15 protein-coding genes and 1 CRISPR repeat array are annotated in these 23,652 nt (G+C 71.9%); of the genes, 7 read left to right on the forward strand and 8 right to left on the reverse strand.

Annotation, left to right across the window (positions count from 1 at the left end; all coding sequences use genetic code 11):
* Positions 1 to 62: 62 nt before the first annotated feature.
* Together ACZ6X9_RS11920 and ACZ6X9_RS11925 are read right to left on the reverse strand one after the other, a co-directional pair.
* Positions 63 to 671 carry a hypothetical protein gene (locus ACZ6X9_RS11920; protein WP_469777852.1) on the reverse strand — a complete coding sequence of 203 codons (609 nt, stop codon included), beginning with the start codon at positions 669 to 671 and terminating at the stop codon, positions 63 to 65.
* A 430-nt stretch (positions 672 to 1,101) separates the two neighbouring features.
* Positions 1,102 to 1,878, reverse strand: coding sequence for a serine protease (locus ACZ6X9_RS11925; RefSeq protein WP_469778635.1), 777 nt, complete (start codon positions 1,876 to 1,878; stop codon positions 1,102 to 1,104).
* Positions 1,879 to 2,188: 310 nt separating this feature from the next.
* Between ACZ6X9_RS11925 and ACZ6X9_RS11930 the strand changes: the two genes are divergently transcribed.
* The gene (locus ACZ6X9_RS11930; RefSeq protein ID WP_469777853.1) at positions 2,189 to 3,076 is read left to right on the forward strand and encodes a hypothetical protein; all 888 of its coding nucleotides are present in this window, start codon (positions 2,189 to 2,191) and stop codon (positions 3,074 to 3,076) included.
* 135 nt (positions 3,077 to 3,211) lie between these two features.
* Here ACZ6X9_RS11930 and ACZ6X9_RS11935 read toward each other — a convergent pair whose 3' ends face one another.
* On the reverse strand, positions 3,212 to 4,306 hold the full coding sequence (locus tag ACZ6X9_RS11935; protein WP_469777854.1) for a glycoside hydrolase family 113: 1,095 nt from the start codon (positions 4,304 to 4,306) through the stop codon (positions 3,212 to 3,214).
* The gene (locus tag ACZ6X9_RS11940) at positions 4,303 to 6,243 is read right to left on the reverse strand and encodes a DUF2334 domain-containing protein (protein ID WP_469777855.1); all 1,941 of its coding nucleotides are present in this window, start codon (positions 6,241 to 6,243) and stop codon (positions 4,303 to 4,305) included. The genes ACZ6X9_RS11935 and ACZ6X9_RS11940 overlap by 4 nt, the downstream gene beginning before the upstream one ends.
* A 632-nt stretch (positions 6,244 to 6,875) precedes the next feature.
* On the opposite strand from ACZ6X9_RS11940, the gene ACZ6X9_RS11945 reads away from it, so the two are divergent.
* The 4 genes from ACZ6X9_RS11945 to ACZ6X9_RS11960 all read left to right on the forward strand — a co-directional run bounded on the left by ACZ6X9_RS11945 (position 6,876) and on the right by ACZ6X9_RS11960 (position 11,357).
* Positions 6,876 to 8,273 carry a glycosyltransferase gene (locus tag ACZ6X9_RS11945; RefSeq protein WP_469777856.1) on the forward strand — a complete coding sequence of 466 codons (1,398 nt, stop codon included), beginning with the start codon at positions 6,876 to 6,878 and terminating at the stop codon, positions 8,271 to 8,273.
* Positions 8,274 to 8,479: 206 nt separating this feature from the next.
* Entirely contained in the window at positions 8,480 to 9,724 is a 1,245-nt protein-coding gene (gene wecB / locus ACZ6X9_RS11950) for a non-hydrolyzing UDP-N-acetylglucosamine 2-epimerase (RefSeq protein ID WP_469777857.1), read from the forward strand.
* Positions 9,721 to 10,389 carry a calcium-binding protein gene (locus ACZ6X9_RS11955; RefSeq protein ID WP_469777858.1) on the forward strand — a complete coding sequence of 223 codons (669 nt, stop codon included), beginning with the start codon at positions 9,721 to 9,723 and terminating at the stop codon, positions 10,387 to 10,389. The genes wecB and ACZ6X9_RS11955 overlap by 4 nt, the downstream gene beginning before the upstream one ends.
* Positions 10,390 to 10,520: 131 nt before the next feature.
* Positions 10,521 to 11,357 (forward strand): GNAT family N-acetyltransferase, encoded by an 837-nt coding sequence (locus ACZ6X9_RS11960; RefSeq protein ID WP_469777859.1) that lies wholly within the window; start codon positions 10,521 to 10,523, stop codon positions 11,355 to 11,357.
* Positions 11,358 to 11,648: 291 nt separating this feature from the next.
* Here ACZ6X9_RS11960 and ACZ6X9_RS11965 read toward each other — a convergent pair whose 3' ends face one another.
* Positions 11,649 to 13,646: a flavin monoamine oxidase family protein gene (locus tag ACZ6X9_RS11965; RefSeq protein ID WP_469777860.1), complete on the reverse strand. Its 1,998-nt coding sequence runs from the start codon at positions 13,644 to 13,646 to the stop codon at positions 11,649 to 11,651.
* Between the two features lie 208 nt (positions 13,647 to 13,854).
* Here ACZ6X9_RS11965 and ACZ6X9_RS11970 point away from each other — a divergent pair, with 208 nt between their 5' ends.
* Together ACZ6X9_RS11970 and ACZ6X9_RS11975 are read left to right on the forward strand one after the other, a co-directional pair.
* Complete coding sequence (locus ACZ6X9_RS11970) at positions 13,855 to 15,105, forward strand: helix-turn-helix domain-containing protein (RefSeq protein WP_469777861.1); 1,251 nt, start codon at positions 13,855 to 13,857, stop codon at positions 15,103 to 15,105.
* A gap of 122 nt (positions 15,106 to 15,227) precedes the next feature.
* Positions 15,228 to 15,674 (forward strand): hypothetical protein, encoded by a 447-nt coding sequence (locus ACZ6X9_RS11975; protein ID WP_469777862.1) that lies wholly within the window; start codon positions 15,228 to 15,230, stop codon positions 15,672 to 15,674.
* A gap of 325 nt (positions 15,675 to 15,999) precedes the next feature.
* A CRISPR array of direct repeats spans positions 16,000 to 16,455; the repeat unit is 29 nt; unit sequence GGGACCACCCCCGCACGCGCGGGGATCAC.
* A gap of 110 nt (positions 16,456 to 16,565) precedes the next feature.
* Here the strand turns inward: ACZ6X9_RS11975 and ACZ6X9_RS11980 are convergent.
* The 3 genes from ACZ6X9_RS11980 to gltB all read right to left on the reverse strand — a co-directional run bounded on the left by ACZ6X9_RS11980 (position 16,566) and on the right by gltB (position 23,451).
* Complete coding sequence (locus ACZ6X9_RS11980; protein ID WP_469777863.1) at positions 16,566 to 17,141, reverse strand: AMIN-like domain-containing (lipo)protein; 576 nt, start codon at positions 17,139 to 17,141, stop codon at positions 16,566 to 16,568.
* A 285-nt stretch (positions 17,142 to 17,426) separates the two neighbouring features.
* On the reverse strand, positions 17,427 to 18,887 hold the full coding sequence (locus ACZ6X9_RS11985; protein WP_469777864.1) for a glutamate synthase subunit beta: 1,461 nt from the start codon (positions 18,885 to 18,887) through the stop codon (positions 17,427 to 17,429).
* Positions 18,880 to 23,451 carry a glutamate synthase large subunit gene (gene gltB, locus ACZ6X9_RS11990; RefSeq protein ID WP_469777865.1) on the reverse strand — a complete coding sequence of 1,524 codons (4,572 nt, stop codon included), beginning with the start codon at positions 23,449 to 23,451 and terminating at the stop codon, positions 18,880 to 18,882. The genes ACZ6X9_RS11985 and gltB overlap by 8 nt, the downstream gene beginning before the upstream one ends.
* Positions 23,452 to 23,652 lie beyond the last annotated feature (201 nt).

A 23,652-nucleotide genomic window follows, 5' to 3' on the forward strand; every position in this document is an offset into this window, starting at 1 on the left:
AACAGCAGGCGGCGGTGTGCCGCGGGCCGCGGCGAGAACGGGGGCGCGTGGGGGCCGGGGGGCTACACGTCGGCGCGCGTCGCGCGGCGGCGGCTCGCGAGGCGCAGTCCGTACGCGCCCCCGCCGACGGCCAGCAGTGCCGCGCCGCCCACGGCGAGCGGCGTGCCGGCGTCACGCCGGCCCCCGACCGTCTGGCCGGCCTGCACCATGCGGCGGACGGGGTTGCTGGCGGCCTCGTGGCGCTTCACCGGTTTCACTGGCTTGGCGTGCTTGGTCCTCGTCACCTGTCCGGCCTGTCCAGCCTGTCGGGTCTGCTCGGCCTGTCCGGTCTGCTCGGCCCGCCGCACTCCGTGGAGCCGGCCGGCCGGCCGGAGCGGCGCCGCGGGACGCGACACGCCGGAGTGCTCCCGGTGGGTGACGCGAGGGTCGTGCTGACGGGGGTTCACCTCGCGCCCGGCTGTTCGCGCGGCCGGGTGAACGGCGGTCTCCTCGCGGGGCGCGGAGGAGGCGTCCGACGGCTCGCGGGGTCCGTCGTGGCGGACGACGGCCCGGTCCTCGACGGTGCGGTCGCGGTGCCCGGCGTCCGCCGCCTGTGCGCCGGTCACCGGCAGGAGCGCCACGCTCGCGGCGGCGAGGAGGGTGACGGCGGCGATACGGGTCCTGGCGGGCACGGAGGTGCTCTTTCTGTCGTGGTCCTGCGGGGCGGCTCGGGCGCCGCGGATCCACGTTACGGGCCTTCGTGCTTCGTACACCTCGACCGGCGGGCCATATCGGGGGTGTTCCGGCTCGGCCGAAAGGAGGATGGTGCGTCGGCGCGCGTCATACCGGAGTCGGGCGGTGGGGGTGCCGTGACCCCTCCCCCACGGCGCCTGGGGTCCTCCCCCGACACCCGGGACCCTTCCCCCACGGCGCCGGACGCCTTCCCCCACGGCACCCGAGCCCCCACCCCTCACCCCCAGGGGGCACCCTCACGTCCCGTTCGTTGCGAGGCCAAGCCCCCGCGCCCCCACAGCACGCCACGCACGCCGCGCGCGCCGCCCCCGAACGCCGGACGGGCTGATTCGGCCCGTCCGGCATCCACGGAACCGGGGCATCCGTCACTCAGCCGCCCAGCCCCGCCGCCCCCGCCGCGATGTCCTTCGCGAACGTGCTCACCTGGGTGTACACCCCGGGGTACCCCGGCCGCGCACACCCCGTCCCCCAGCTCACGATGCCCACCTGAATCCAGGCCCCCGCCTCGTCCTTGCGGAACATGGGCCCGCCGGAGTCACCCTGGCAGGTGTCCACCCCGCCCTGGTCCACGTACCCGGCGCAGATCTCCTCGCCCGGTATGAGGCTGCCGCCGTAGGCCTTGCCGCAGGTGGCGTCGTCGACGTACGGCACCTGCGCCTTGCGCAGTTTCGTCTGCTGTCCGCCGCCCTCGCGGGTGGCGCCCCAGCCGGCGACGGTGAAGGTGCCGGAGTCGTACGCGGTGGTGCCGGCGGTCTTCAGGGTGGGCAGGTCCAGCGGCTTGGCGAGCTTGATCAGGGCCCAGTCCTTGCCGTTGCCGTCGTAGCCCGGGGCTTGCAGGACCCGGGTGGACTTGACCTTGACCGCCTGCGCGGAGGTGAGGTCGACGGCGCCGGCCGTGGCGGTGATGGACGTGTTGGCGCCGCTGCCGTCGACGCAGTGCGCGGCGGTGAGGACGATCTGCCGGGTGTAGAGGGCGCCGCCGCAGCCCATGGAGAGGCGGACCATCCAGGGGAACTCGCCCTGTTGTGCGAGGACGCCGCCGACGACGCCCTGGCCGGGCCGGCCGTCCGCCTGCGCCCCGCCGGGCTGGAGGCTGAACGCGGCGAGGGCCACGGCTCCGACGGCGACGGTTCTCTTGAGGGCCATGAGGTGAGTGCTCAAGGGGGGTCCCTTCATGAAGGGTCGAGCGTTTCACCAGTCATCCGTCAGGTTCATGACAAGCTGCCGATGCTCGCCCGAAGCGGAACCTGGTGAACGCGGTGTGCCGAGTATCGGAGCGGACGCGAGCGGCGGCAAGGACGCTTCCGGCCAGGACCCCGCAGCCCCGGCCCGCCCCCAGGTCCGCAACCTCCCCCGGCCCGGACCCGGGCGCCGGCCCCGCACCCTCCCCGCGCCCACCCCCGCCCCCGTAAGGTGGGAGGACGGGGGACCGGCGAAGCCACGGGGGTGGTGACGGGTGGGCACGGGCGTCGAGATCCTGCACGGCTTCCCGCACCTGGACACGGTGCACTCCGCGATCACCGCCCTCTACCGGCGGCTGTCCCCCGACACCCTGCGCACCTTCGCCCTCAGCGTCGCGCCGTCCGACGTCGCGTTCTCCGACGACGAGGACCCCTACCTCGGCGTCCAGCGGATCGCCGGCGTCATGGTGCGGCACCTGCGGCTGCCGGACGCGCGGATGATCGTCTCCTTCCGCGACATGCGGCATGCCGGCAACGTCGAACTCGCGGCCGGGCCCGAGTACTTCGTCGAGCTCAACTCCCGCTTCAAGAAGCACCGCGGGGACATCGGCGCCGCCCTCGCCCACGAGGTGACCCACGTCTACCTGCACCGGCTGGGTCTCGACTTCCCCGGCACCCGGGACAACGAGATCCTCACCGACACCGTCGCCGCCTACCTCGGCGCCGGCTGGCTGCTGCTCGACGCGTACCGCGAGGACGCGGTCAGCACGCAGAAGCTCGGTTACCTCACCCCGGAGGAGTTCGGTTACGTCCTCGCCCAGCGCGCCGAGGTCTTCGCCGAGGACCCCGCGCCCTGGTTCACCAGTCCGCGCGCCTACGACGCGTACGTCGCGGGTGCGGCGCGGGCCCGCCGGGAGGCGCGGCGTCCGCCGCTGGCGGCGGCGGGCCGGCTCGGGCGGCACCGGTACGCCCGCGACCGCCGGGCGGCCGAACGCGGCGCGGGCCCCTCCTCACCCGCCGCCGAGTACGCGTTCGAGGGGCGCGATCCGCAACGCGTCAGCTTCCCCTGTCCCACCTGTCACCAGCGCATCCGCGTCCCGGTCCGGGGGCGGCTCCGGGCCCGGTGCGGCCTCTGCGGGAGCGTGCACGACTGCGAGACGTGAGAAGCCCCTCGCCTCTCACCCGCCTCGCCGCCCATCCGCCTTGCCGCTCGCCCGCCTCGCCACTCACCCGCCATGCAGCCCACCCGTCACGCGTCCCACCCGCCATACCTCCCACCCGCCACGCCGCTCACCCGCTCACCCGTTCCCCCACCACTTCCGCAACACCTTCTCCGCCGGTTTCCCGTGCGGCGTGTACGCGAGCTTCTTCGGCGTCTCCCCGGTGTCCGGCCAGTCGTCCCACATCCACCAGCACACTCCGGCCCACCACTTCTTCCCCTCGAAGGCGGCGAGCAACGCCTCGTACCCGGCGGCCTGTTCGGCGTCGCCCGCGGCCTTGCTGACCGTCCACGAGTACGGGGCGGTGGTGCTGCCCTTCTGGCTGACGTAGCCGGCCTCGGTGAAGAGGATCCTGCGCCCCTGGGCGGCGGAGAACGCCGCCAGTTCCTTCACCACCGGCTGCCACGCCTCGCGCAGTTGCGCCACGTCGGCGGTGGGCTTCTCGCCGAGCGGCCAGTAGGCGTCGATGCCGATGAGGTCGAGGCTCTTCCAGAACGCGACGTCGCGGTACTCGTCGTAGTTGGCGGCGTAGGTGAGCGGGCCCTTGTAGCGGGTGCGGACGGCGGCGACGGTCTTCTTCCAGTGCTCGCCGTCCCGCGAGACGCCGGCGAGTTCGGTGCCGACGGAGAACTGCTCGGCGCCGGTCTCGGCGGCGAGGTCCGCGTAGTGGGTGATGAACCGCCCGTACGCCGCGAACCACGCGTCCGGGTCGGCGGGCCGGATGCCCGAGCGGTCCTCGCCGCCGGTCAGGTCCACATGCGGTTTGATCATCGTCTTGAGGCCCGCGGCGTGGGCGAGGCGCACGATGTGGCGCAGGCTGTCGTCGTCGGCCGTCTCGTCGGTGGGCCGCATGCCGGTGTCGGTGAGCTTGTCCTGGTACCAGGTGGGGGTGAAGGTCACCCACCGGGCGCCGGTGGCGGCGATCTGCCGCAGATACGTTTTCGCCTCGGGGTTCTCGTAGTCCTTGCGGTTCCAGGCGGGGAGCGTGATCCCTTTCAGCGGGACCTCCTTCCGGCTGTCCGGGCGCTTGCTCGTCCCCCCGCTCGTCCCGCCGCTCGCGGTGCCGGCGGGCGGGGACGCGGGCGCGTCGGAGGAGTCGTCCGAGGAGCAGCCCGCGAGGAAGAGGGCGGCCGCGGCCGCCAGGGCGACGACCGCCCTCTTCTTCGCGCTCACTGGTTCAGGTCCGTGGGGCCGACGAAGGTGTACCCGAGGGCGCGGATGCCGTCCACCGTCTGCTGGAGCGGCGCCGTCCCGTAGTACGGGTGGTAGAAGAAGCTGGCCACGCCGTCGCGGACGGCCAGGTTGGCCTTGGCCGAGGCGACCAGGTCGGCGGGGAGCCGGGCCGGGTGGTTGTTGTACGGCTCGGGCTCGTAGTTGCCGAGGTTCTCCGGCAGGACCGTGGTGCCGTAGACGTCCTTCACGGCGTACGGGAAGAACTGGCCGATGTACCGGCCGGCGTTCGCGGTGGTGCCGGGCAGGGTGCCTGCGAAGTACAAGGATCTCTCCAGACGCGCGGAGAAGTTCTGTCCGAGGACACGGTAGTCCGTCCCGGAGGCCGCGTAGTGGGGTGTCGTCCACACCGTCGGCTTCGGCAGCCCGGCCGCCGTGAAGGCCGCCAGCGCGGAGGTGACGCGCGACTGCGCCCACACGGCCGAGTCCTCGGCGGGCGGCCCGTCGTAGACGACGTTGTCGGACGCGTCGACGTGCGCGCGGAAGAACTCGAAGTCGTCGCCGGTGACCCCGCTGTAGGGGTTGTTCACGTTGCTGTACTGGTGGGTGTAGCCGTGGTCCATCAGCACCGCGCCGTGCGCCAGCATGTACTTCAGGACGGAGACGACCTGGGGGCTCTGGGCGAGCGTGACCGTCTCGGGCCGCCCGCTGTTGTACACGCCCTTGGGGTCGGTGTAGACCGGGATGACGTTGATCCCGTAGGGGATCTTCTGCGCGGCGAGGTAATCCGCCACCTGCCGCAGCTCGTTGGGGTCGGCCTTCGGGCTGATGTCCTCCAGCCGGACGAACGCCCGGTGCCGCTCGGCGGTGGCGGGGGCGAGCCCGTCGAAGAGCAGGTCCTCGAAGGCGATCACCCGGTCGCTCTCGGAGACGTAGGTGAACGGGATCTCGCCGAGGTACGTCAGGTTGCCCGAACGGATCGCCCAGGGGCTGGTGTCGCCGGAGTTGGCGTCGGTGGCCTGGGCGAGCTGGGTGACCTGGGGGTAGCCCGGTCCGGACGCCAGGGCGGGATGCAGCACGCCGCCGTCGAAGCCGGCGGGGATCTTCCGGGTGAGCTGCTGCCCCTTGTAGGTCACCTGGGTGATGTTCCCTACGGTTCCCCCGCTCTCGAAGAACGAGTTGGTGGGGTCCCAGCCGTAGTGCTGCTTGAAGGCCTCGACGCCGACGGCGTTGGCCATGCCCCAGATGTTGTCCCCGACCCAGGTGACCGGGTGGGAGGTGGCCAGCGCGTCCTGGTAGAAGGCGGCCGGCACGGCGTCCGGGACGGTACCGCCGTAGTACGTCGAGCCGAGGTACACGGTGGCCGTGTACTGGTTGACCAGGCCCGCGGTGTACGCCGAGACCGGCTTGGCGGTCACGGTCCCGAAGTGGCCGGCGAGGTTGGCTGCGGCCATGGCGTAGAGCTCGCCCAGGTACCCGTAGGGGCCGGTGGTGTCGTAGAGGACCAGCGTCGAGGTCCCGGCCAGGGCGGCAGGACGGACGGTGGTGGAGCTCTGGGCGGGCCCTTGGGCGGGGCCCTGGTCGGGGCCCTGGAGGCGGGCGACGGCGGGAGTGACGGCGGGGACGCCCGTCACGGGCGCGGCTACCTGGCGGGCGCTCACCCCACCGCCTGTGCCGCCGGTACCGGTCGTGCCGCCCGGGTCACCGGTGCTGCTCGCGCCGCTCGGGCCGCCGGCCTTCGGCGTCGGGACGACGAGCTTGCCCGCCCGGCGCAGCCGGTCGTTGGCGAGCCGCACGGACTCCCAGGCCTTGAGGTCCTTGACCCCGAGGTCGGAGAGCGCGGCCGGCCCGATGCCCTGCAGGGCGTGCGACGGGCGGGGCCGTGAGGCCGTCGGCGCGTCGGCGGCTCCGGCGCCCTCGGATATCGCGAAACCGCCCAACAGAGCGGCGACTATCGAAAGCGTAAGCGAAACCCGGGGCTTTCCCAGTCTTCTTCGGGAAATTCTCATCCTCATTCCCCCCTGACTGCCGTTGCGGCATCGCCGGCACCGAGCCGACAGTTGGCAGATTCTGGTGTGACCCCCCGGGCCTGTCAATGCGCTTCCGCATATCCGTGACGCACTCGCCATATCCGTGACGCTCTCACCGAATTTCGGGGGCATGTGGGCCGAAATCCCAGGGATCCCGGTGATTGGCATAGACCGCAGGTCACACAGGTAACAATCGCGGCGCCGACTGTCAGAACTACCGACCGGTCGCAAGAATTTACATTCCCGAATTCTCTTACTTCTCTGATGTATGACCGGGCCGTCAGAACGATCTGGTACGTTCCCAGCGCACGCCTCGCAGGAGGCGGAAAATGGGGGGGGGAACCCATGTACGGAAAACCTGCTCTGGGCACCGTCGTGCCCTTGGCCGGGCTGACCGCGGCGCCGAAAGTGATGCCGGGTCTGCCGTTCGCGAGAGGCCTCCAGGAGGCAGCGGGAGCCGGCTTCCTGCTCTATTGTTCGATAGCCGCCGTCCTGCTTTCGCTGAAATGCTGGTACCGGATACGGAATTCCGGTGGTCGCTCATGACCGACGCGCCCGCCGTCGACGCGCTCACCACCGGCGCACTCACCGTCCGGGCACTCACCCCCCGGACACTCCCCGCCGACGCTCTCACCACCCGGGCACTCCTGCCCGGCAGCGCCCGGATCGGCGGCCTCCCGCTCGACGAGCTCCTGCTCTGGTCGAGCGTCGCCATCATCGTGATGGCCGGCTGCTACAACACCTCCCTCTTCCTCATCTCCCGGCGCCGCTTCCGCCGCTCGCGCGGCCCCCGGGAACAGCGCTTCTACGTCTTCCTCCTCGCCTGCCTCAACGAGGAGAAGGTGCTGGCCGAGAGCCTGGCGCGGATCACCGCGCTGCCCGCCCGCAACACGCTGGCCCTGGTCATCGACGACGCCTCCGACGACCGCACGGCCGACATCGCCCGTACGGCCGGCGCCGCCCACCCGGGCAAGGTGCACCTGCTGCGCAGACACCTGCCGAACGCCCGCAAGGGCAAGGGCGCGGCCCTCAACGCCGGTATCGCGCACCTGCGTTCGTCCGGGCTGCTGGACGGCCGCGACCCCCGTGACGTCATCGTCTGCGTCGTGGACGCCGACGGCCGGCTCGACCAGCATGTGATCCAGGCGGTCGACCCGTACTTCGACGACCCGCGCACCGGCGGCACCCAGATCGGCGTGCGGATGTACAACCGGCACAAAGGCCTGCTCGCCCGGCTCCAGGACATGGAGTTCGTCATCTACGGCGACATCTTCCAGAGCGCCCGCCGCTCCATCGGCAGCGTCGGGATGGGCGGCAACGGCCAGTTCATGCGGCTGGCCGCGCTGGACACGCTGCTGGGCCCGGACGGTTCCGGCCCCTGGAGCGATTCCCTGACGGAGGACCTGGACCTCGGTGTCCGCCTGATCGCCCGTGGCTGGACCAACCAGCACTGCACCTCCGCCGCCGTCTCCCAGCAGGCCGTCCTCGACGTCCGGAAGCTGGTCCGGCAGCGGTCGCGCTGGTTCCAGGGCCATCTCCAGTCGGCCGGGCTCGTCCCGCTGATCGTCAGGGAAGTGCCCACCCGGGCCGCGGTGGACCTGCTGTACCACCTCTCCAGCCCGGTGCTGATCCTGCTCACCTCGCTGCTGCCGGTGTCGTTCCTGGTCGCCGTCGTCGGCACGGTCATCGGCTCGGTCGAGGCCGGCCGGCCGCTGATCTCCCCGATGTGGGTGCTCGGCCCGTACGTCCTCTCCTTCACCGCCGCCTATGTGTACGGCTGGGTCTACTCCCGGCGGGAGCAGGGACTCGGCCTCGTCCAGGCGGTGCTGCTGTCCCACGTCTTCATCTTCTACGGCTACATCTGGTTCGCCGCCGGATGGTGGGGCCTGTGGCGCATGCTCACGGGCAAGCGCACCTGGCTGAAGACGGCCCGTACGTGACGTCACGCGGGGGGCGTAGGCGCGCCTCCTGACGGACGTCCCCGCGCGCCGGGACACTCCCGGCCCGCCCCCACACCTCCGCCCGCACTTCCGCGCCCGGACATCGTCCGCGGCGCGCCCGCCGGGTGTCGCCCGCGCGAGACGCGGACGGCGCCCGTCACTCCTCCACCGCACGACACGGAAACACCCACCGCCCAGGGAGACCCATGTCCCCGAACATGATCAACGCCCCGGTACGCGCCATGCTCGTCCTCGGCACCCGCCCCGAAGCCATCAAACTCGCCCCCGTGGCCCGCGCCATGGCGGCCTCCCCGCTGTTCGACCCGCTCGTCGTGACCACCGGACAGCACCGCGAGATGCTGCACCAGATGCTCGACCTGCTCCGGGTCCCCCGCCGCACCGAACTCGACGTGATGCGCGAACGGCAGGAACTGTCCACCCTCACCGCCCGCCTCGTGGACGGCCTCGGCGAGGTGGTCCGCGACCTGCGGCCGGACCTCGTCGTCGTCCAGGGCGACACCACCACCGCCCTCACCGGCGCGCTCGCCGCGTTCTACGAGCACGTCCCCGTCGCCCACGTCGAGGCCGGGCTGCGCACCGGCGTCCTCGACAACCCGTTCCCCGAGGAGCTCAACCGCCGGCTCATCGGCCGCGTGGCCCGCTGGCACTTCGCCCCGACGCCGCGCGCCGCCCGGCACCTCGCCGCCGAGGGGGTGCCCGCCTCCGAGGTGCTCACCACCGGCAACACGGTCATCGACAACCTCCTCTGGGTGCTCGAACGCGGCACCGGCCGCGACCAGTTCACCGGCGGCCCCGGCCTGCGGCGCGTCCTGCTCACCCTCCACCGCCGCGAGAACCAGGGTGACGTCATGCGCGGCATGGGCCGCGCGATACGCCGCCTCGCCGACCGCGGTGACGTCGAGATCCTGCTCCCGCTGCACAAGAGCCCCGCCGTGCGCGACGCCCTGCTCCCCGAGCTGACCGGCCACCCGCGCGTCCGCGTCGTCGAACCCCTCGGCTACCTGGACTTCTCCGCCACCCTGGCCGCCTGCGACCTCGTCCTCACCGACTCAGGCGGCGTCCAGGAGGAAGCCCCCTCTCTCGGCAAGCCGGCCCTCGTCCTGCGCACCACCACCGAACGCCCGGAGGCCGTCGAGGCGGGCGCCGCCCGACTGGTCGGCACCGTGCCCGACGCGATCCTGGCGGCGACCGAGCGGCTCCTTGACGACCCCGAGGAGTACGCCCGCATGGCGGAGGCCGGAAATCCGTTCGGCGACGGCCGGGCGACCGAACGCATCATCGCCCAGCTCGCGGAGGACTTCGGCGCGGACGCGGACGTCCCGCCCACCGGCCGGTCCCTCGACGGGTCCACCGTCCGGTCCACCGATCAGGCCACCGATCAGGTGATCGCCCGCCTTCCCGAGGGCCCGGGGTCATACTCGACGGCATGAGCAGAGTTCACCGGCAGCTCGCCCTCGCCGCCCTCGCCGTCGCCGTGCTCGTCGGCCTCGGTTTCGCGGCGGACGCCCTGTGGGGCGGCGGGGGCGCGCCGGAACGCCCCTGGGCCGAGGGTTCGGTCCACGGCCCCTGGCGGTCGGTCTTCGACGGCCACGGCACCAACGTCGGCCGCCACGACGGCCTGGCCCTCTCCCCCAAGCCGGCCCGGCGCGCCGACGAGACCCACGCCGGCCTCGTCGTCTCCACGGCGACCTACGAGAACGTGGACTACGAGGCCCGCATGCGCACCGTCGCCCAGCTCCGCACCCCCAAGCCCAACCCGTGGGAGGTGCCCTGGCTGGTCTGGGCCTACACCGACCCCGAGCACTTCTACTACATCACCCTCAAGCCCAACGGCTGGGAACTCGGCAAACGCGACCCCGCCTACCCCGGCGGCCAGCGCTTCCTCGCCACCGGCGGCGACCCCTTCCCCATCGGCCGCACCTCCGACGTCCGCGTCGCCCAGCGCGGCGCCCGCATGGAGGTGAGCGTGGACGGCCGCGGCCTGGTCGCCTACGAGGACGGCGAACGCCCGTACCTGAAGGGGAGCGTGGGGGTGTACACGGAGGACGCGCGGGTGGTCTTCAGCGAGGTGGTGGCACGCTCGGCGGGGACGTGAGGGGCGCGGCACGCGCGGGCGCGGCGACGACATGAGGGGGCGCGCGAGGGCGGGGTCCACGCTCACCGGGATCCGCGCTCACCGGGCCAAGGCTTCCGTCTCACCAGCCCCCGACCGTAGGCTCCGCTTCCGTGAGCCTCCCGAACGATCCCTCCGTACACCGGCCGCCGGAGCGGGACCGGGACGAACCGCTCGCCGTCGTCCCACCCGCCGCGGGGCCCCTGCCGGGCGACCGGAAAGGCGGCGCGGGCGGCGCCCACGGCGTACTCCGTACGCGGCGGCTGGAGTTGGCGGCGCTCCGCGTCGACCACGCCGACGAGATGGCCACCGTACTGGCCGACCCGAAACTGTACGAGTTCACCGGCGGCGCCCCGAGCACGGCAGGGGAGCTACGGGACCGCTACCGCCGCCTGGCGGCGGGCTCCCCCGATCCCGCCATCGTCTGGCACAACCGGGTGCTCCGGCTCCGCGACGGCGGACGGCTGGTGGGCACGGTCCAGGCGACGGTGACCGGGTCGGAGGTGACCGGGTCGGAGGCGACCGGTCCGTGGCCGGTCCCTGAGATCGCGTGGGTGGTGGGAGTGGCCTGGCAGCGGCAGGGGCTGGCCACCGAGGCGGCCCACGCATGGATCGCTTGGCTGGCGGACCGGGGCGTACGGACGGTCATCGCGCACATCCACCCGGACCACCGCGCCTCCGCCACCGTGGCCGCCGCCTGCGGTCTGGCGCCCACCGGGGAGTGGCAGGACGGTGAGGTCCGGTGGCGACTGACGCTCCCCGCGCGCCAAGCGGAGGAGGGGGGACAGGCGAGGCTGGTGGATTCGGCGGGTCCGGCAGGGCTGGCGGGGCTGGCGGGTCCGGCAGGCCATACGGGCCCGGCGGGACAGACGGGTCCAATGGGTCAGACGGATCCGGTGGGCCGGACGTCCAGGACGTACCACTGCCGTACCGACCGCCCCCGTACGTAAAGCCGCCACCTGCGTCCGACGGCGTCGGAGAACCGGCTGAGAGGCGCGCCGTCGAGCCGGGCGTTCCGCGCTTCGGCGCCGACCACCAGGAAGACCCGCCCGCCGGGCAGGACAAGGAGAACGGCCGCACGCGCACCGTCGTACGGCGCCGGGCAGCGTCGCGTGCGGACGCAGGTCCACCTTCCTCAAGAACTCACCTCGCGGGCGGACGGGCAGGGGAGTTCCCATGAACCCGTCCGCCCGTCCGGCAGGCACACCGGGCCCCTGGAACGGATCGGCTCGGCTCGGCCCTCAGGCCAGATGCACCTCCAGCGCCGCCCGGACGCCGGATTCGAGTGCCCCCTCGATCCACGAGGGCTTGACGGACGTGTGGTCGCCCGCGAAGTGCAGCGGGCCCTCGGGTTCGCGGATGGCGCCGAGGAGTTCGGTGTGCTGGCCGGGGAGGAGGACGGACGCCTCGCCGTACGCGTAGGGGTCGCGCAGCCAGCTCTGGGTGCGGCCGGCGCCGGTGTAGAAGACCTCGACGCGCTGCCCGTAGACCTGTTGCAGACCGCAGAGGGCGTGCGGGTAGCGCGCCTCGTCGTCGAGGGAGTCCCAGCGGGAGGCGTCGTCGGCCCAGCAGTAGACGGCGAGGACGACGCCGCCCTCGCTGCCCGGGACGGGGTGGGAGGGGTTGATCATGAACCGGTTGGGGTTGTCGGAGATCGAACCGCCGCCGACGATGTGCGCCGCCTCGGGCTGGTCGCGCCCGGCCCAGTAGTTGGCGGCGTAGTGGGTGCGCTGCGCCTGGGTGATGTGACCGTGCGGGACGGAGGGGTGGACGCCGAGCAGGCTGCCGTCGGCGGGCGCCTTTCCGTCCCGGTACTTGGCGTACAGCCCCGACTGGACGGCTTCCAGCTCCCGCTTCCAGTCCTCCTCGCTGAACTCCCACCACCGGCGGCTGAATTCGAGCAGCACCTTGGTCGCGCTGTCGTAGTGCAGCTCGGTGACCGCCCTCCGCTTGCCGTACGACATCAGCGGGCTCACCTGGACGTGCCGCAGCCCGGTGAACGGCACGGTGACGATCGCGAGGTCGCCGGTGAACTGCTCACGGACGACCTTGCCGTCCCGCCCCTCCGACACGGTGTCGATCCAGACGTGCGGCCCGCCTTCGCGGACGTGGGTCGCGCGGTCGGCCCCCGCCCGGTCCGGGGACCAGTACTCGATGCGCGTCGCCCGCCGGTCCGGCCGCAGTACGTCGTCCACCTTCTTCAGCAGCGCGTCCGGCAGCGTCGCCGTGCCGCCGACCAGCTCCCAGAACGCGGTGTCCGGGCTGATCAGCGACTGGCTGATGAAACTGTGGACGAACGACAGCGGCAGCCGCGACGTCAGGTTCTCCAGCGTCCCGACGAGGTCGAGGGTGCGCTCGTCGAACCCGGCCTCCTCGGTCAGGAAGCGGTACATCGACCAGTCCCCGTACTTCCGGATGACCCGCGCCCAGCCCTTCACCCGCTCCGGCATCGGCTTGTCGACCCGCTTGCCGTCCGCCCCGGCCGTGCTGAACTCGTCGCGCACGGGGTCCAGGACCCGGCGCAGGATGGTGGACGACGGCGTGTCCCACAACTCACGGGGAACGCCGAACGACCGGTTGATCTTCCGGGGATCCTTGGCGTAGTCGGAACGCCGCATCCGGATCCCGTTGACGTGCAGCCAGGCGTGGTTGACAGGCTTGCCCTGCCCGTCCACGTCCACCAGATAGAACGGCCGGCGCTTCACCCCGAGCCCGTCGATCAGGCTCATCACCAGCGGATGGCTGCCGGGGATCCGCATGGCCCCGGCCTCCGCGTACTGCCTCGGATCCGCGAACGGCTGCACCGCGTGCTCGTGCCCACCCTTGCGGAACGTCTTGATCCGCCCGCCGACCCGGTTGCCGTTCGCCTCCAGCAGCGTCACGTGGTGCCCGGCTCTCTTCAGCAGCCACGCGGCCACCAGCCCGGCCGGCCCGGCGCCCACCACCAGCACCTTCCGGGCCTTCTTCTTGCCGCTGCGCGGCAGCCCGTCGTCCAGGATCCTCTTGTACTCCGGCACCAGCGGCCGGTCGTTCTCGTCCACCACGAGGAGGGCACGGGCCACCGCCACGCAGGTGTCCCAGTCGGCGGTGGACTCGGAGCCGGCGGCGGGTGCCGCTGCCGCCGGGGCGGCGGCAGGCGCACCGAGCGCGGCGACGGCGGCGGTGGTCGCACCGGCGGCGACGGTGAACTGTCGGCGGGAGACAATCGGTTGCCCGCTCTGAGCGGGGAGTTCGTCCATGCGTCCTGCATAGGGCGCGGTGCGCCGGATACGACAGACCGATGATCGGCGCTCACCTGAACGTGTGAGCGCGCGGGCGCTCGGCGCCCTTCCGCACGCCCGCCGAATACAACTGGCCTTGTACATCCGGTGGTTTACCCGTCGCAATCGCATCCTTGTACGGCACGCGGCGGGCCATACGCTGGCGTCGGGAAGGATGGTGAGCTCCATGTCCACAGGGTTGGCCGACAATCTGCGGAAGTACCGGCGGACGGCCGGTCTGAGCCAGGAGGGCCTGGCCGAGGCGGCCGAGCTGTCACTGAGCACGGTCCGCAAGGTGGAACAGGGCGGTGACGTCCGGATCGAGACGCTGCACTCCCTGGCCCGCGCGCTGGGCGTGACCACGTCCGCGCTCTTCGCGACGGAGGCCCCGAAGCCCGTTCTCGGCCCCCTGGACGAGACGAACCGGCGCTCGCTGGTCGAGCTGCGCAAGGCCCTGATGCCGCCCGTCGGACTCGCCGGCCGCGTGCCGGAGCCGGCGGAAGCCGTCGAGGCCGTCGAACTCCCCACCCTTCACCAAGGCGTGCGGGAAGGCCACGCCCTCTACTGGGCAGACCAGTACGACGCGGTGGCGAAACGGCTCCCCAAGCTGCTGCGGGACTCCGAGGCCGCGGTCGCCGCCCTCGATGAGGGGGAACAACGGCAGGCCGAGGTCGCGCGGTGCCACATCCTGCTGCTCACCGGCAAGTACCTCACGCAGGTGCGGCAGTACGACATGGCGTACCACGCCCTGGTGGAAGCCATCCGGGTGGCCCGCGAGGCCGAACGCGTCCAGCTCGCCGCCACCGGGATCGTCGGCCTGTGCTGGCTGCTGCTGCGCCAGGACCGCTTCGACGAGAGCGAGGAACTCGCCGCCGCCACGGCGCAGGAGATCGAGCCCCGCATGTCCGACGCCGCCCCCGCGCGGCTGGCCGTCTGGGGCGAACTCTGGCTCCGGGTCGCGTCGGCGTCCATCCGCAACAACCGCCCGGACGTCGCCCGGGAGGCGCGACGGATGGCCGGTACGGCCGCGAGCGCGCTGAACGTCGAGTTCACCGGTTTCCCCGACCACTGGGGCGGCTTCGGACCGGTGACCGCCGAGATGAAAGCCGTGGAGGACCTGGCCCTGGTAGGTGACGCCCGGGCCGTCCTCCGCCGCGCCGACGACGGCCTGCTGAGCGACAACGCGGTCCACGCCCTCGGCCGCCCGACCCCGCCCAACTGGGGCCGCCACCGCCTGGACATCGCCCAGGCCCACACCCGGCTCGGCTCCCACCAGGACGCCATGGACGAACTCACCGGCCTCCGCCGCACGTCAGGCGCCTGGCTCACCCACCAGCCCATGGCCCGCTACGTCATGACGGACATCCTGCGCACCCGCAAACGCACCCTCACACAGGACATGCGCGACATGGCCACCCACCTGGGGGTCGCGGGCTAAGCACTCCGGAACGAAGTACATCGCACGGTCTCCCACGCGAACTGCCGCGTCCCGCCCGTGGTCCGGGTGAGGCGGGGCCCATACGGTCCCCTCGTCGAACCCGCGACGAGAAAGGACCGCAGGTGACCCACAGGACCGACGAGGACGGGCAGCGGCGACGCACACTCCCCGACACCGCCTCAGGATGGCACACGGCCCGGCTCCTGCCCTGGGCCACGGAGGACGGAAAACCGTGCCTGCTCCTGACGGACGACGACCGGTGGGGACACCTGTCCCGGCTGGCCAACGACGTGGAAACCCTCCAACTGGCGCTGGCCGCCGACGTACTGGAGTACGCCCACGAGGTACTGGACGACCCGTCGGCCCCGGAACACGAACTGCGCTTCGTCGGCACACGCCTGTCCGAATGCCTAAGGGACGCGCTGCGGGTAGCGCACTCCCGCGCACCCCGCGTCCCTCCCCCGAGCAGCACCCGGGAGACCCCCGCTCCCCCCACCCACCACACGCTCCCCGCAAGCCCACCGGAACCGGCACGCGAACACACCACCCCAGGGGACCCCCCATGCTGATGCCCCGTCCCCACGTCCCCCTCCGCCCCCTGATCCCCCTCCCCCACTCATCGGGCCCCCGCGCCATGCCGGCCCCGGCCCCCGGCTGCCCGGTATGCACCCACCTGAACGCCAAACGCCAACCGGAAGCGAATCCGGGAAACCCGGAGCGGACGATGCGGTTGGCGGGCGCTTACCTGACCCACCACCAACTGCGGCACTCCTGAACGAGGCCGGAGACCCCTCCCGCGCACGGGCCACGCGAGGGCCTTTCGTAGCCGGTCGGCGGCTCGGGCCCCGGGCGCGGTGACCACCCGTCGGTGTACTTCCAGCCACCGCGCCCGAAGGGGCCACCCCCGCACGCGCGGGGATCACCCCTCTCGGTTTTTCACCGGGGAGACGTTCAAGGGACCACCCCCGCACGCGCGGGGATCACAAGTCGTGCGCTTCCATTCGTGTGTCCTTTCGGGGACCACCCCCGCACGCGCGGGGATCACTCGGTCATCTTCGTGGACACCCCGGAGCGCCAGGGACCACCCCCGCACGCGCGGGGATCACTAACCAGATGAGGGGTCGTAATCCGGAAGCGGGGGACCACCCCCGCACGCGCGGGGATCACCCGGGCATCTCCGGCCCCCGGGTGGTTAGTTAGGGACCACCCCCGCACGCGCGGGGATCACTTGAGCAGCTCCCCGGCGCCATGGCGGGGGCCGGGACCACCCCCGCACGCGCGGGGATCACCTGGACCAACCCGCCCCGCTCGGTCACTTCGCGGGACCACCCCCGCACGCGCGGGGATCACAGGCCGCCACCTGCGGTTTTACCCGCGTCGGCCCGCGTTTTTACTCACTTCCTGAAAGTCCGGCAAAGCCGCCATACCACCCATCACGCCCACGTCGCGTCATCCCCACCTCACCAACTATGCGCCACATCCACCACCAACTTGTCCCCCACCTGCTCCGCCTTGAACGGCAGCCGGGCCCGTACGCCCACCGCGACCTGTGTCTGGCCCTCGAAGCTCGCGCCGAACTTCGTGTCCTGGAAGGTGCGGTAGCCCGTGAGGTCGATGCCCGGGAGGGATTGCCCACCGCGGCCCGGGTAGGACGGCTTGCCGGTGTTGTAGTCGTAGCTCGGGGCGGTGAGGTAGACCTGCAGGATGGCGCCGCCCTTGACGGGTATGAGGTCGCCGGAGGCGTCCTGGTGGAACTCGTCGACGTAGCCGACCCGGTAGCCGAGCCCCGGTGACGCGTCGCCCAGGTCGAAGACGATGCGGTCGTAGCACGCGTGGCTGCCGGTGCGGATGTTCTTCAGGGAGCGGTAGTTGTGGCCGGGAGCGGACTTGTCGGAGCTGCCCCAGCCCGTCGGGCAGTCGGCCGTGGCGGCGGGCCGGGCGGTGGGGGCCGTGGCAGGGGCGGCGACCGCCGTGCCCGTCAGGCCGAGGCCCGCCAGGACGAGGGCGGTGGCCGCTGTCGTCAACCGTCGTCGCATGTCATGCCTCCAGGAGAGTCGAGTCGCTTCCTGATACAGGCGATCCGACCACCCCGCCACCACCCCGTGCCACCGCACGAGTGACTTCCGGCCACCCGGAGCGCCAACACGGCGGAAACGCGCAGCGTCCGCGCCCCCGGCCGACATCGGGAGCGCGGACGCCACAGCCAAACGGACGTCACAGCCAAGCAGACGAACGCCACAGCCAGACGGACGCCGCGATCAAGCGAACGTCACAACCAAACGGACGTCACACCCAAACGAACGCCACAGCCGATAAACGCCTCAGACCGCCAGTGCCCGGTCCGTCGGGCGGATCGGGGCCGGGAGCGTGCTCGTCCCCGTCAGGTAGTGGTCGACGGCCCGCGCCGCCGAGCGGCCCTCCGCGATCGCCCAGACGATGAGCGACTGGCCGCGCCCCGCGTCACCGGCCACAAAGACGCCCGGCACGTTCGTCGCGTAGGACTCGTCCCGCGCCACGTTCCCGCGAGCGTCCAGTTCCAGTCCGAGCTGTTCCACCAGCCCGTTCTCCCGGTCCGTGCCCGTGAAGCCCATCGCCAGCGTCACCAACTGCGCCGGAATCCGGCGCTCGGTCCCCGGCTTCTGCTCCAGCTTCCCGCCCTTGAACTCCACCTCCACCAGGTGCAGCCACTGCACCTGCCCCTCCTCGTCGCCCTCGAAGTGGGTCGTGGACACCGAGTACACTCGCTCCCCGCCCTCCTCGTGCGCCGAGGTGACCTTGTACAGCATCGGGAACGTCGGCCACGGCTGCCCAGCGGAACGCTCCTCCCCGGGCCGCGGCATGATCTCCAACTGTGTCACCGACAGCGCGCCCTGCCGGTGGGCCGTCCCCACGCAGTCCGCGCCCGTGTCACCCCCGCCGATCACCACCACGTGCTTGCCCTCCGCCGTGATGGTGGGGGCGACGTAGTCGCCCTCCCGCACCTTGTTGGCGACCGGCAGGTACTCCATCGCGAAGTGGATGCCGCGCAGCTCCCGCCCCGGCACCGGCAGGTCGCGCGAGGTCGTCGCGCCCGCGGCGATCACGACCGCGTCGTACCGTCCGCGCAGCTTCGCCGCGTCGACGTCACGCCCGATCTCGACCTCGGTGCGGAACTTCGTCCCCTCCGCCCGCATCTGCTCGATGCGCCGGTTGATGTGGCGCTTCTCCATCTTGAACTCGGGAATGCCGTACCGCAGCAGTCCACCAATACGATCGGCGCGCTCGTACACCGCCACCGTGTGACCCGCCCGGGTCAACTGCTGCGCTGCCGCGAGGCCGGCCGGGCCGGAGCCGATGACGGCGACGGTCTTGCCCGACAACCGCTCCGGCGGCTGCGGGGTGACGTCGCCCGCCTCCCACGCCTTGTCGACGATCGTCACCTCGACGTTCTTGATGGTGACGGGCTGCTGGTTGATGCCGAGCACGCACGCCGACTCGCACGGCGCGGGGCACAGACGCCCCGTGAACTCGGGGAAGTTATTAGTAGCGTGCAGCCGCTCGCTCGCCGCCCGCCAGTCGCCCCGCCACGCGTAGTCGTTCCATTCGGGGATGAGGTTCCCCAGCGGACAGCCGTTGTGGCAGAACGGGATGCCGCAGTCCATGCAGCGGCCGGCCTGCTTGCTGATGATCGGGAGCAGCGAGCCCGGGACGTACACCTCGTTCCAGTCGCGCACGCGCTCCGCGACGGGACGGGTGGGGGCGACCTCGCGCCCGGTGGTCAGGAAGCCCTTCGGATCAGCCATGGGTCGCCGCCTCCATCATCTTCTCGTGGGTCTCGGTCTCGGAGAGACCGGCTCGCTCGGCGGCGTCCTTGGCGGCGAGCACTGCCTGGTACGTGGGCGGGACGACCTTGCGGAAGCGCGCGGCCGCCGTGTCCCAGTCGGCGAGGAGGCCGGCCGCCACGGTGGACCCCGTCTCCTCCTGGTGGCGGCGCACCACGCCGTGCAGCCATCGCGCGTCGGCGGCGTCCACCGGCCCGGCCGCCCCCGCCAGTTCCTTGTTGACGTTGCGCGGGTCCAGGTCCAGGACGTAGGCGACGCCGCCCGACATGCCGGCCGCGAAGTTCCGTCCCGTCGGTCCGAGGACGACGGCCCGGCCGCCGGTCATGTACTCGCAGCCGTGGTCGCCGACGCCTTCCGACACGACCACCGCACCCGAGTTGCGGACGCAGAACCGCTCCCCGACCGCACCCCGGAGGAACATCTCGCCACCCGTGGCGCCGTAACCGATCGTGTTGCCCGCGATGGTGGAGAACTCGGCGAGGTGGTCGGCGGCCCGGTCCGGGCGGACGACGATGCGGCCGCCCGACAAGCCCTTGCCGACGTAGTCGTTGGCGTCGCCTTCCAGCCGCAGGGTGACACCGCGCGGCAGGAAGGCACCGAACGACTGGCCGGCCGAGCCGGTGAAGGTGATGTCGATGGTGTCGTCGGGCAGCCCGGCGCCGCCGTACCGCTTGGTGACCTCGTGGCCGAGCATCGTGCCGACGGTCCGGTTGATGTTGCGGACGGGCACCTGCGCCCGCACCGGCTGGGCCTCTTCCGCCCCCACCGTGTCGAGCGCGTCGGCGGCCAGCTTGATGAGCTGGTTGTCGAGCGCCTTGGCCAGCCCGTGGTCCTGGGCGACGGTGTGGTGCCGGGCGGCGCCCTCGGGCAGCTCGGGGACGTGGAACAGCGGGGCCAGGTCCAGGCCCTGCGCCTTCCAGTGGTCCACGGCCCGCCCGGTGTCGAGGAGTTCGGCGTGGCCGACGGCCTCCTCCAGCGTCCGGAAGCCCAGCTCGGCGAGCAGCTCCCGCACTTCCTCCGCGATGAACTCGAAGAAGTTGACGATGAACTCGGCCTTGCCGGCGAACCGTTCGCGCAGCACGGGGTTCTGCGTGGCGATGCCGACCGGGCAGGTGTCCAGGTGGCAGACGCGCATCATCACGCACCCGGAGACGACGAGCGGCGCGGTCGCGAAACCGAACTCCTCCGCGCCGAGCAGCGCGGCGATCACGACGTCCCGCCCGGTCTTGAGCTGCCCGTCGGCCTGGACGACGATCCGGTCGCGCAACCCGTTGAGCAGCAGCGTCTGCTGGGCTTCGGCGAGGCCGAGCTCCCAGGGGCCGCCCGCGTGCTTGAGCGACGTCAGCGGCGAGGCGCCCGTACCGCCGTCGTGCCCGGAGATCAGGACGACATCGGCGTGCGCCTTGGACACACCCGCCGCGACCGTTCCGACGCCCACCTCGGACACCAGCTTCACATGGATGCGGGCGGCCGGGTTGGCGTTCTTCAGGTCGTGGATGAGCTGGGCGAGGTCCTCGATGGAGTAGATGTCGTGGTGCGGCGGCGGGGAGATGAGGCCGACGCCCGGCGTCGAGTGCCGCGTCCTGGCGACCCACGGGTAGACCTTGTGGCCGGGCAGTTGGCCGCCCTCGCCGGGCTTGGCACCCTGGGCCATCTTGATCTGGATGTCGTCGGCGTTGACCAGGTATTCGCTGGTCACCCCGAAGCGCCCGGAGGCGACCTGCTTGATGGCGCTGCGCCGCGCCGGGTCGTACAGCCGCTCCGGGTCCTCGCCGCCCTCGCCGGTGTTGGACTTGCCGCCCAGCCGGTTCATGGCGATGGCCAGCGTCTCGTGGGCTTCCTGCGAGATGGACCCGTAGGACATCGCGCCGGTGGAGAACCGCTTGACGATCTCGCTCACCGGCTCGACCTCGTCGAGAGGGACGGGCTCCCGGTCGCTCGCGAACGCGAACAGCCCGCGGAGCGTCATCAGCCGCTCCGACTGCTCGTTCACCCGCCCGGTGTACTGCTTGAAGATGTCGTAGCGCCGGGTGCGGGTGGCGTGTTGGAGCCGGAAGACGGTGTCGGGGTCGAACAGGTGCGGCTCGCCCTCGCGCCGCCACTGGTACTCGCCGCCGATGTCCAGCCGCCGGTGGGTGGCGGCGATGCCGGTGGCGGGGTACGCCTTGGCGTGCCGGGCGGCGACCTCGCGGGCGACGACGTCCAGGCCCACGCCGCCGATCTTGGTGGGGGTGCCGTGGAAGTAGGTGTCGACGAAGGACTCGTCCAGGCCGACGGCCTCGAAGACCTGGGCGCCGCGGTAGGAGGCGACGGTGGAGATGCCCATCTTGGACATCACCTTCAGCACGCCCTTGCCGAGCGCCTTGATGAGGTTGCGGATGGCGTCCTCGGGCTCGATGCCGTCGAGGAACGTGCCGGCGCGGACGAGGTCCTCGACGGACTCCATGGCGAGGTACGGGTTGACGGCCGCCGCGCCGTAACCGATGAGCAGCGCGACGTGGTGCACCTCGCGGACGTCGCCGGCCTCGACCAGCAGCCCCACCTGGGTGCGCTGCTTGGTGCGGATGAGGTGGTGGTGGATGGCCGAGGTGAGCAGCAGCGACGGGATCGGGGCGTGTTCGGCGTCGGAGTGCCGGTCGGAGAGGACGATCAGCCGGGCGCCGGCCGCGATGGCCGCGTCGGCCTCCGCGCACATCGCCTCCAGCCGCGCGGCCAGCGCCTCGCCGCCGCCGGAGACCCGGTACAGGCCGGAGAGGGTGGCGGCCTTGAGGCCGGGCAGGTCGCCGTCGGCGTTGATGTGGATGAGCTTGGCGAGCTCGTCGTTGTCGATGACGGGGAACGGCAGGGTGACGCTGCGACAGGACGCCGCCGTCGGCTCCAGCAGGTTGCCCTGCGGGCCGAGGGAGGAGACCAGCGAGGTGACCAGCTCTTCCCGGATCGCGTCCAGCGGCGGGTTGGTGACCTGGGCGAACAACTGGGTGAAGTAGTCGAAGAGCAGTCGGGGCCGGGCCGAGAGCGCGGCGATCGGCGAGTCCGTGCCCATCGAACCGATCGGCTCCGCGCCCGAGTTCGCCATCGGCGCGAGGATGACGCGCAGCTCCTCCTCGGTGTAGCCGAAGGTCTGCTGGCGGCGGGTGACCGAGGCGTGGGTGTGCACGATGTGCTCACGCTCGGGGAGGTCCTTGAGCTCGATCAGCCCGGCCTCCAGCCACTCCTGGTAGGGCTGCTCGGCGGCGAGACCGGCCTTGATCTCGTCGTCCTCGATGATGCGGTGCCCAGCCGTGTCGACCAGGAACATCTTCCCCGGCTGGAGCCGGCCCTTGCGGACGACCCGGGCGGGGTCGATGTCCAGGACGCCGACCTCGGAGGAGAGGACGACCAGCCCGTCGTCGGTGACCCAGTACCGGCCGGGACGCAGCCCGTTGCGGTCGAGAACGGCGCCGACGAGGGTGCCGTCGGTGAAGGTGACACAGGCCGGGCCGTCCCAGGGCTCCATCAGGGTGGAGTGGTACTGGTAGAAGGCGCGCCGGGCCGGGTCCATGGAGGCGTGGTGCTCCCAGGCCTCGGGGATCATCATCAGCACGCTGTGCGGCAGCGAACGTCCGCCCAGGTGCAGCAGCTCCAGCACCTCGTCGAAGGAGGCGGAGTCGGACGCGTCGGGGGTGCAGACGGGGAACGTCCGCTCCAGGCTCTCCGCCGGTCCGAACAGGCCGGAGGCGAGCTGCGATTCGCGGGCGCGCATCCAGTTGCGGTTGCCGTTGACGGTGTTGATCTCGCCGTTGTGGGCGACGAACCGGTACGGGTGGGCGAGCGGCCAGCTCGGGAAGGTGTTGGTGGAGAAGCGGGAGTGGACCAGCGCGATGGCCGTGGCGAACCGGCGGTCGGACAGGTCCGGGAAGAAGGGCTCCAACTGGCCGGTGGTCAGCATGCCCTTGTAGACGATCGTGCGGGCGGAGAGCGACGGGAAGTAGACGCCGGCCTCGCGCTCGGCGCGCTTGCGCAGCACGAACGCCTTGCGGTCCAGCGCGATTCCGGTGCTCCCGCCGTCGGCGACGCCGTGCCGGTCCGAGACGAACAACTGCCGGAACTCGGGCATGGTGGCCCGTGCCGCGCTGCCCAGCAGCTCGGGGGCGACGGGGACGGTACGCCAGCCGAGGACGGTCAGCCCTTCCTCGGCGGCGATCGTCTCGATGCGCGAGACGACGGCGTCACGGCCGTCTCCGCCCTCGGCGGGCAGGAACGCGATGCCGACCGCGTACGCGCCCGGCTCCGGGAGGGCGAAGTCCACGGCCTCGCGGAGGAAGGCGTCCGGGACCTGGAGCAGGATGCCCGCGCCGTCACCGGAGTCCGGCTCGGAGCCGGTGGCGCCGCGGTGCTCCAGGTTGCGCAGGACGGTGAGCGCCTGTTCCACCAGGGCGTGGCTCGCCTCGCCGGTCAGAGTCGCGACAAAGCCGACGCCACAGGCGTCGTGCTCATGGCGGGGGTCGTACATCCCCTGCTGAGCGGGGTGGGATGCAGAACGCATCGGCGCTCCCGTCGTCTTGGCATTCATGGCGGTGCATGTGCCGAGGGACGACGCTGGCCCTCCGCGAAAGTTGGTGCAGGCTACATGATGACCCGCTTCTCGCACAGTGGAAGATGGATTCCACTATGTGGACAACAGGGGCGGGATCCACGAGACCCACGAGGATGGAGCGCACACGGCGCGGGCCGCACTGCCCACGGG

The organism is Streptomyces sp. NPDC052910, from assembly GCF_055585605.1.

Excerpts from the sequence above, each read along its gene's own strand:
- ACZ6X9_RS11925 (WP_469778635.1), bottom strand. The coding sequence starts at position 1,878 with ATGGCCCTCAAGAGAACCGTCGCCGTCGGAGCCGTGGCCCTCGCCGCG.
- ACZ6X9_RS11945 (WP_469777856.1), top strand. The coding sequence starts at position 6,876 with ATGACCGACGCGCCCGCCGTCGACGCGCTCACCACCGGCGCACTCACC.
- wecB (WP_469777857.1), top strand. The coding sequence starts at position 8,480 with ATGTCCCCGAACATGATCAACGCCCCGGTACGCGCCATGCTCGTCCTC.
- ACZ6X9_RS11955 (WP_469777858.1), top strand. The coding sequence starts at position 9,721 with ATGAGCAGAGTTCACCGGCAGCTCGCCCTCGCCGCCCTCGCCGTCGCC.
- ACZ6X9_RS11965 (WP_469777860.1), bottom strand. The coding sequence starts at position 13,646 with ATGGACGAACTCCCCGCTCAGAGCGGGCAACCGATTGTCTCCCGCCGA.
- ACZ6X9_RS11970 (WP_469777861.1), top strand. The coding sequence starts at position 13,855 with ATGTCCACAGGGTTGGCCGACAATCTGCGGAAGTACCGGCGGACGGCC.
- ACZ6X9_RS11980 (WP_469777863.1), bottom strand. The coding sequence starts at position 17,141 with ATGCGACGACGGTTGACGACAGCGGCCACCGCCCTCGTCCTGGCGGGC.
- ACZ6X9_RS11985 (WP_469777864.1), bottom strand. The coding sequence starts at position 18,887 with ATGGCTGATCCGAAGGGCTTCCTGACCACCGGGCGCGAGGTCGCCCCC.
- gltB (WP_469777865.1), bottom strand. The coding sequence starts at position 23,451 with ATGCGTTCTGCATCCCACCCCGCTCAGCAGGGGATGTACGACCCCCGC.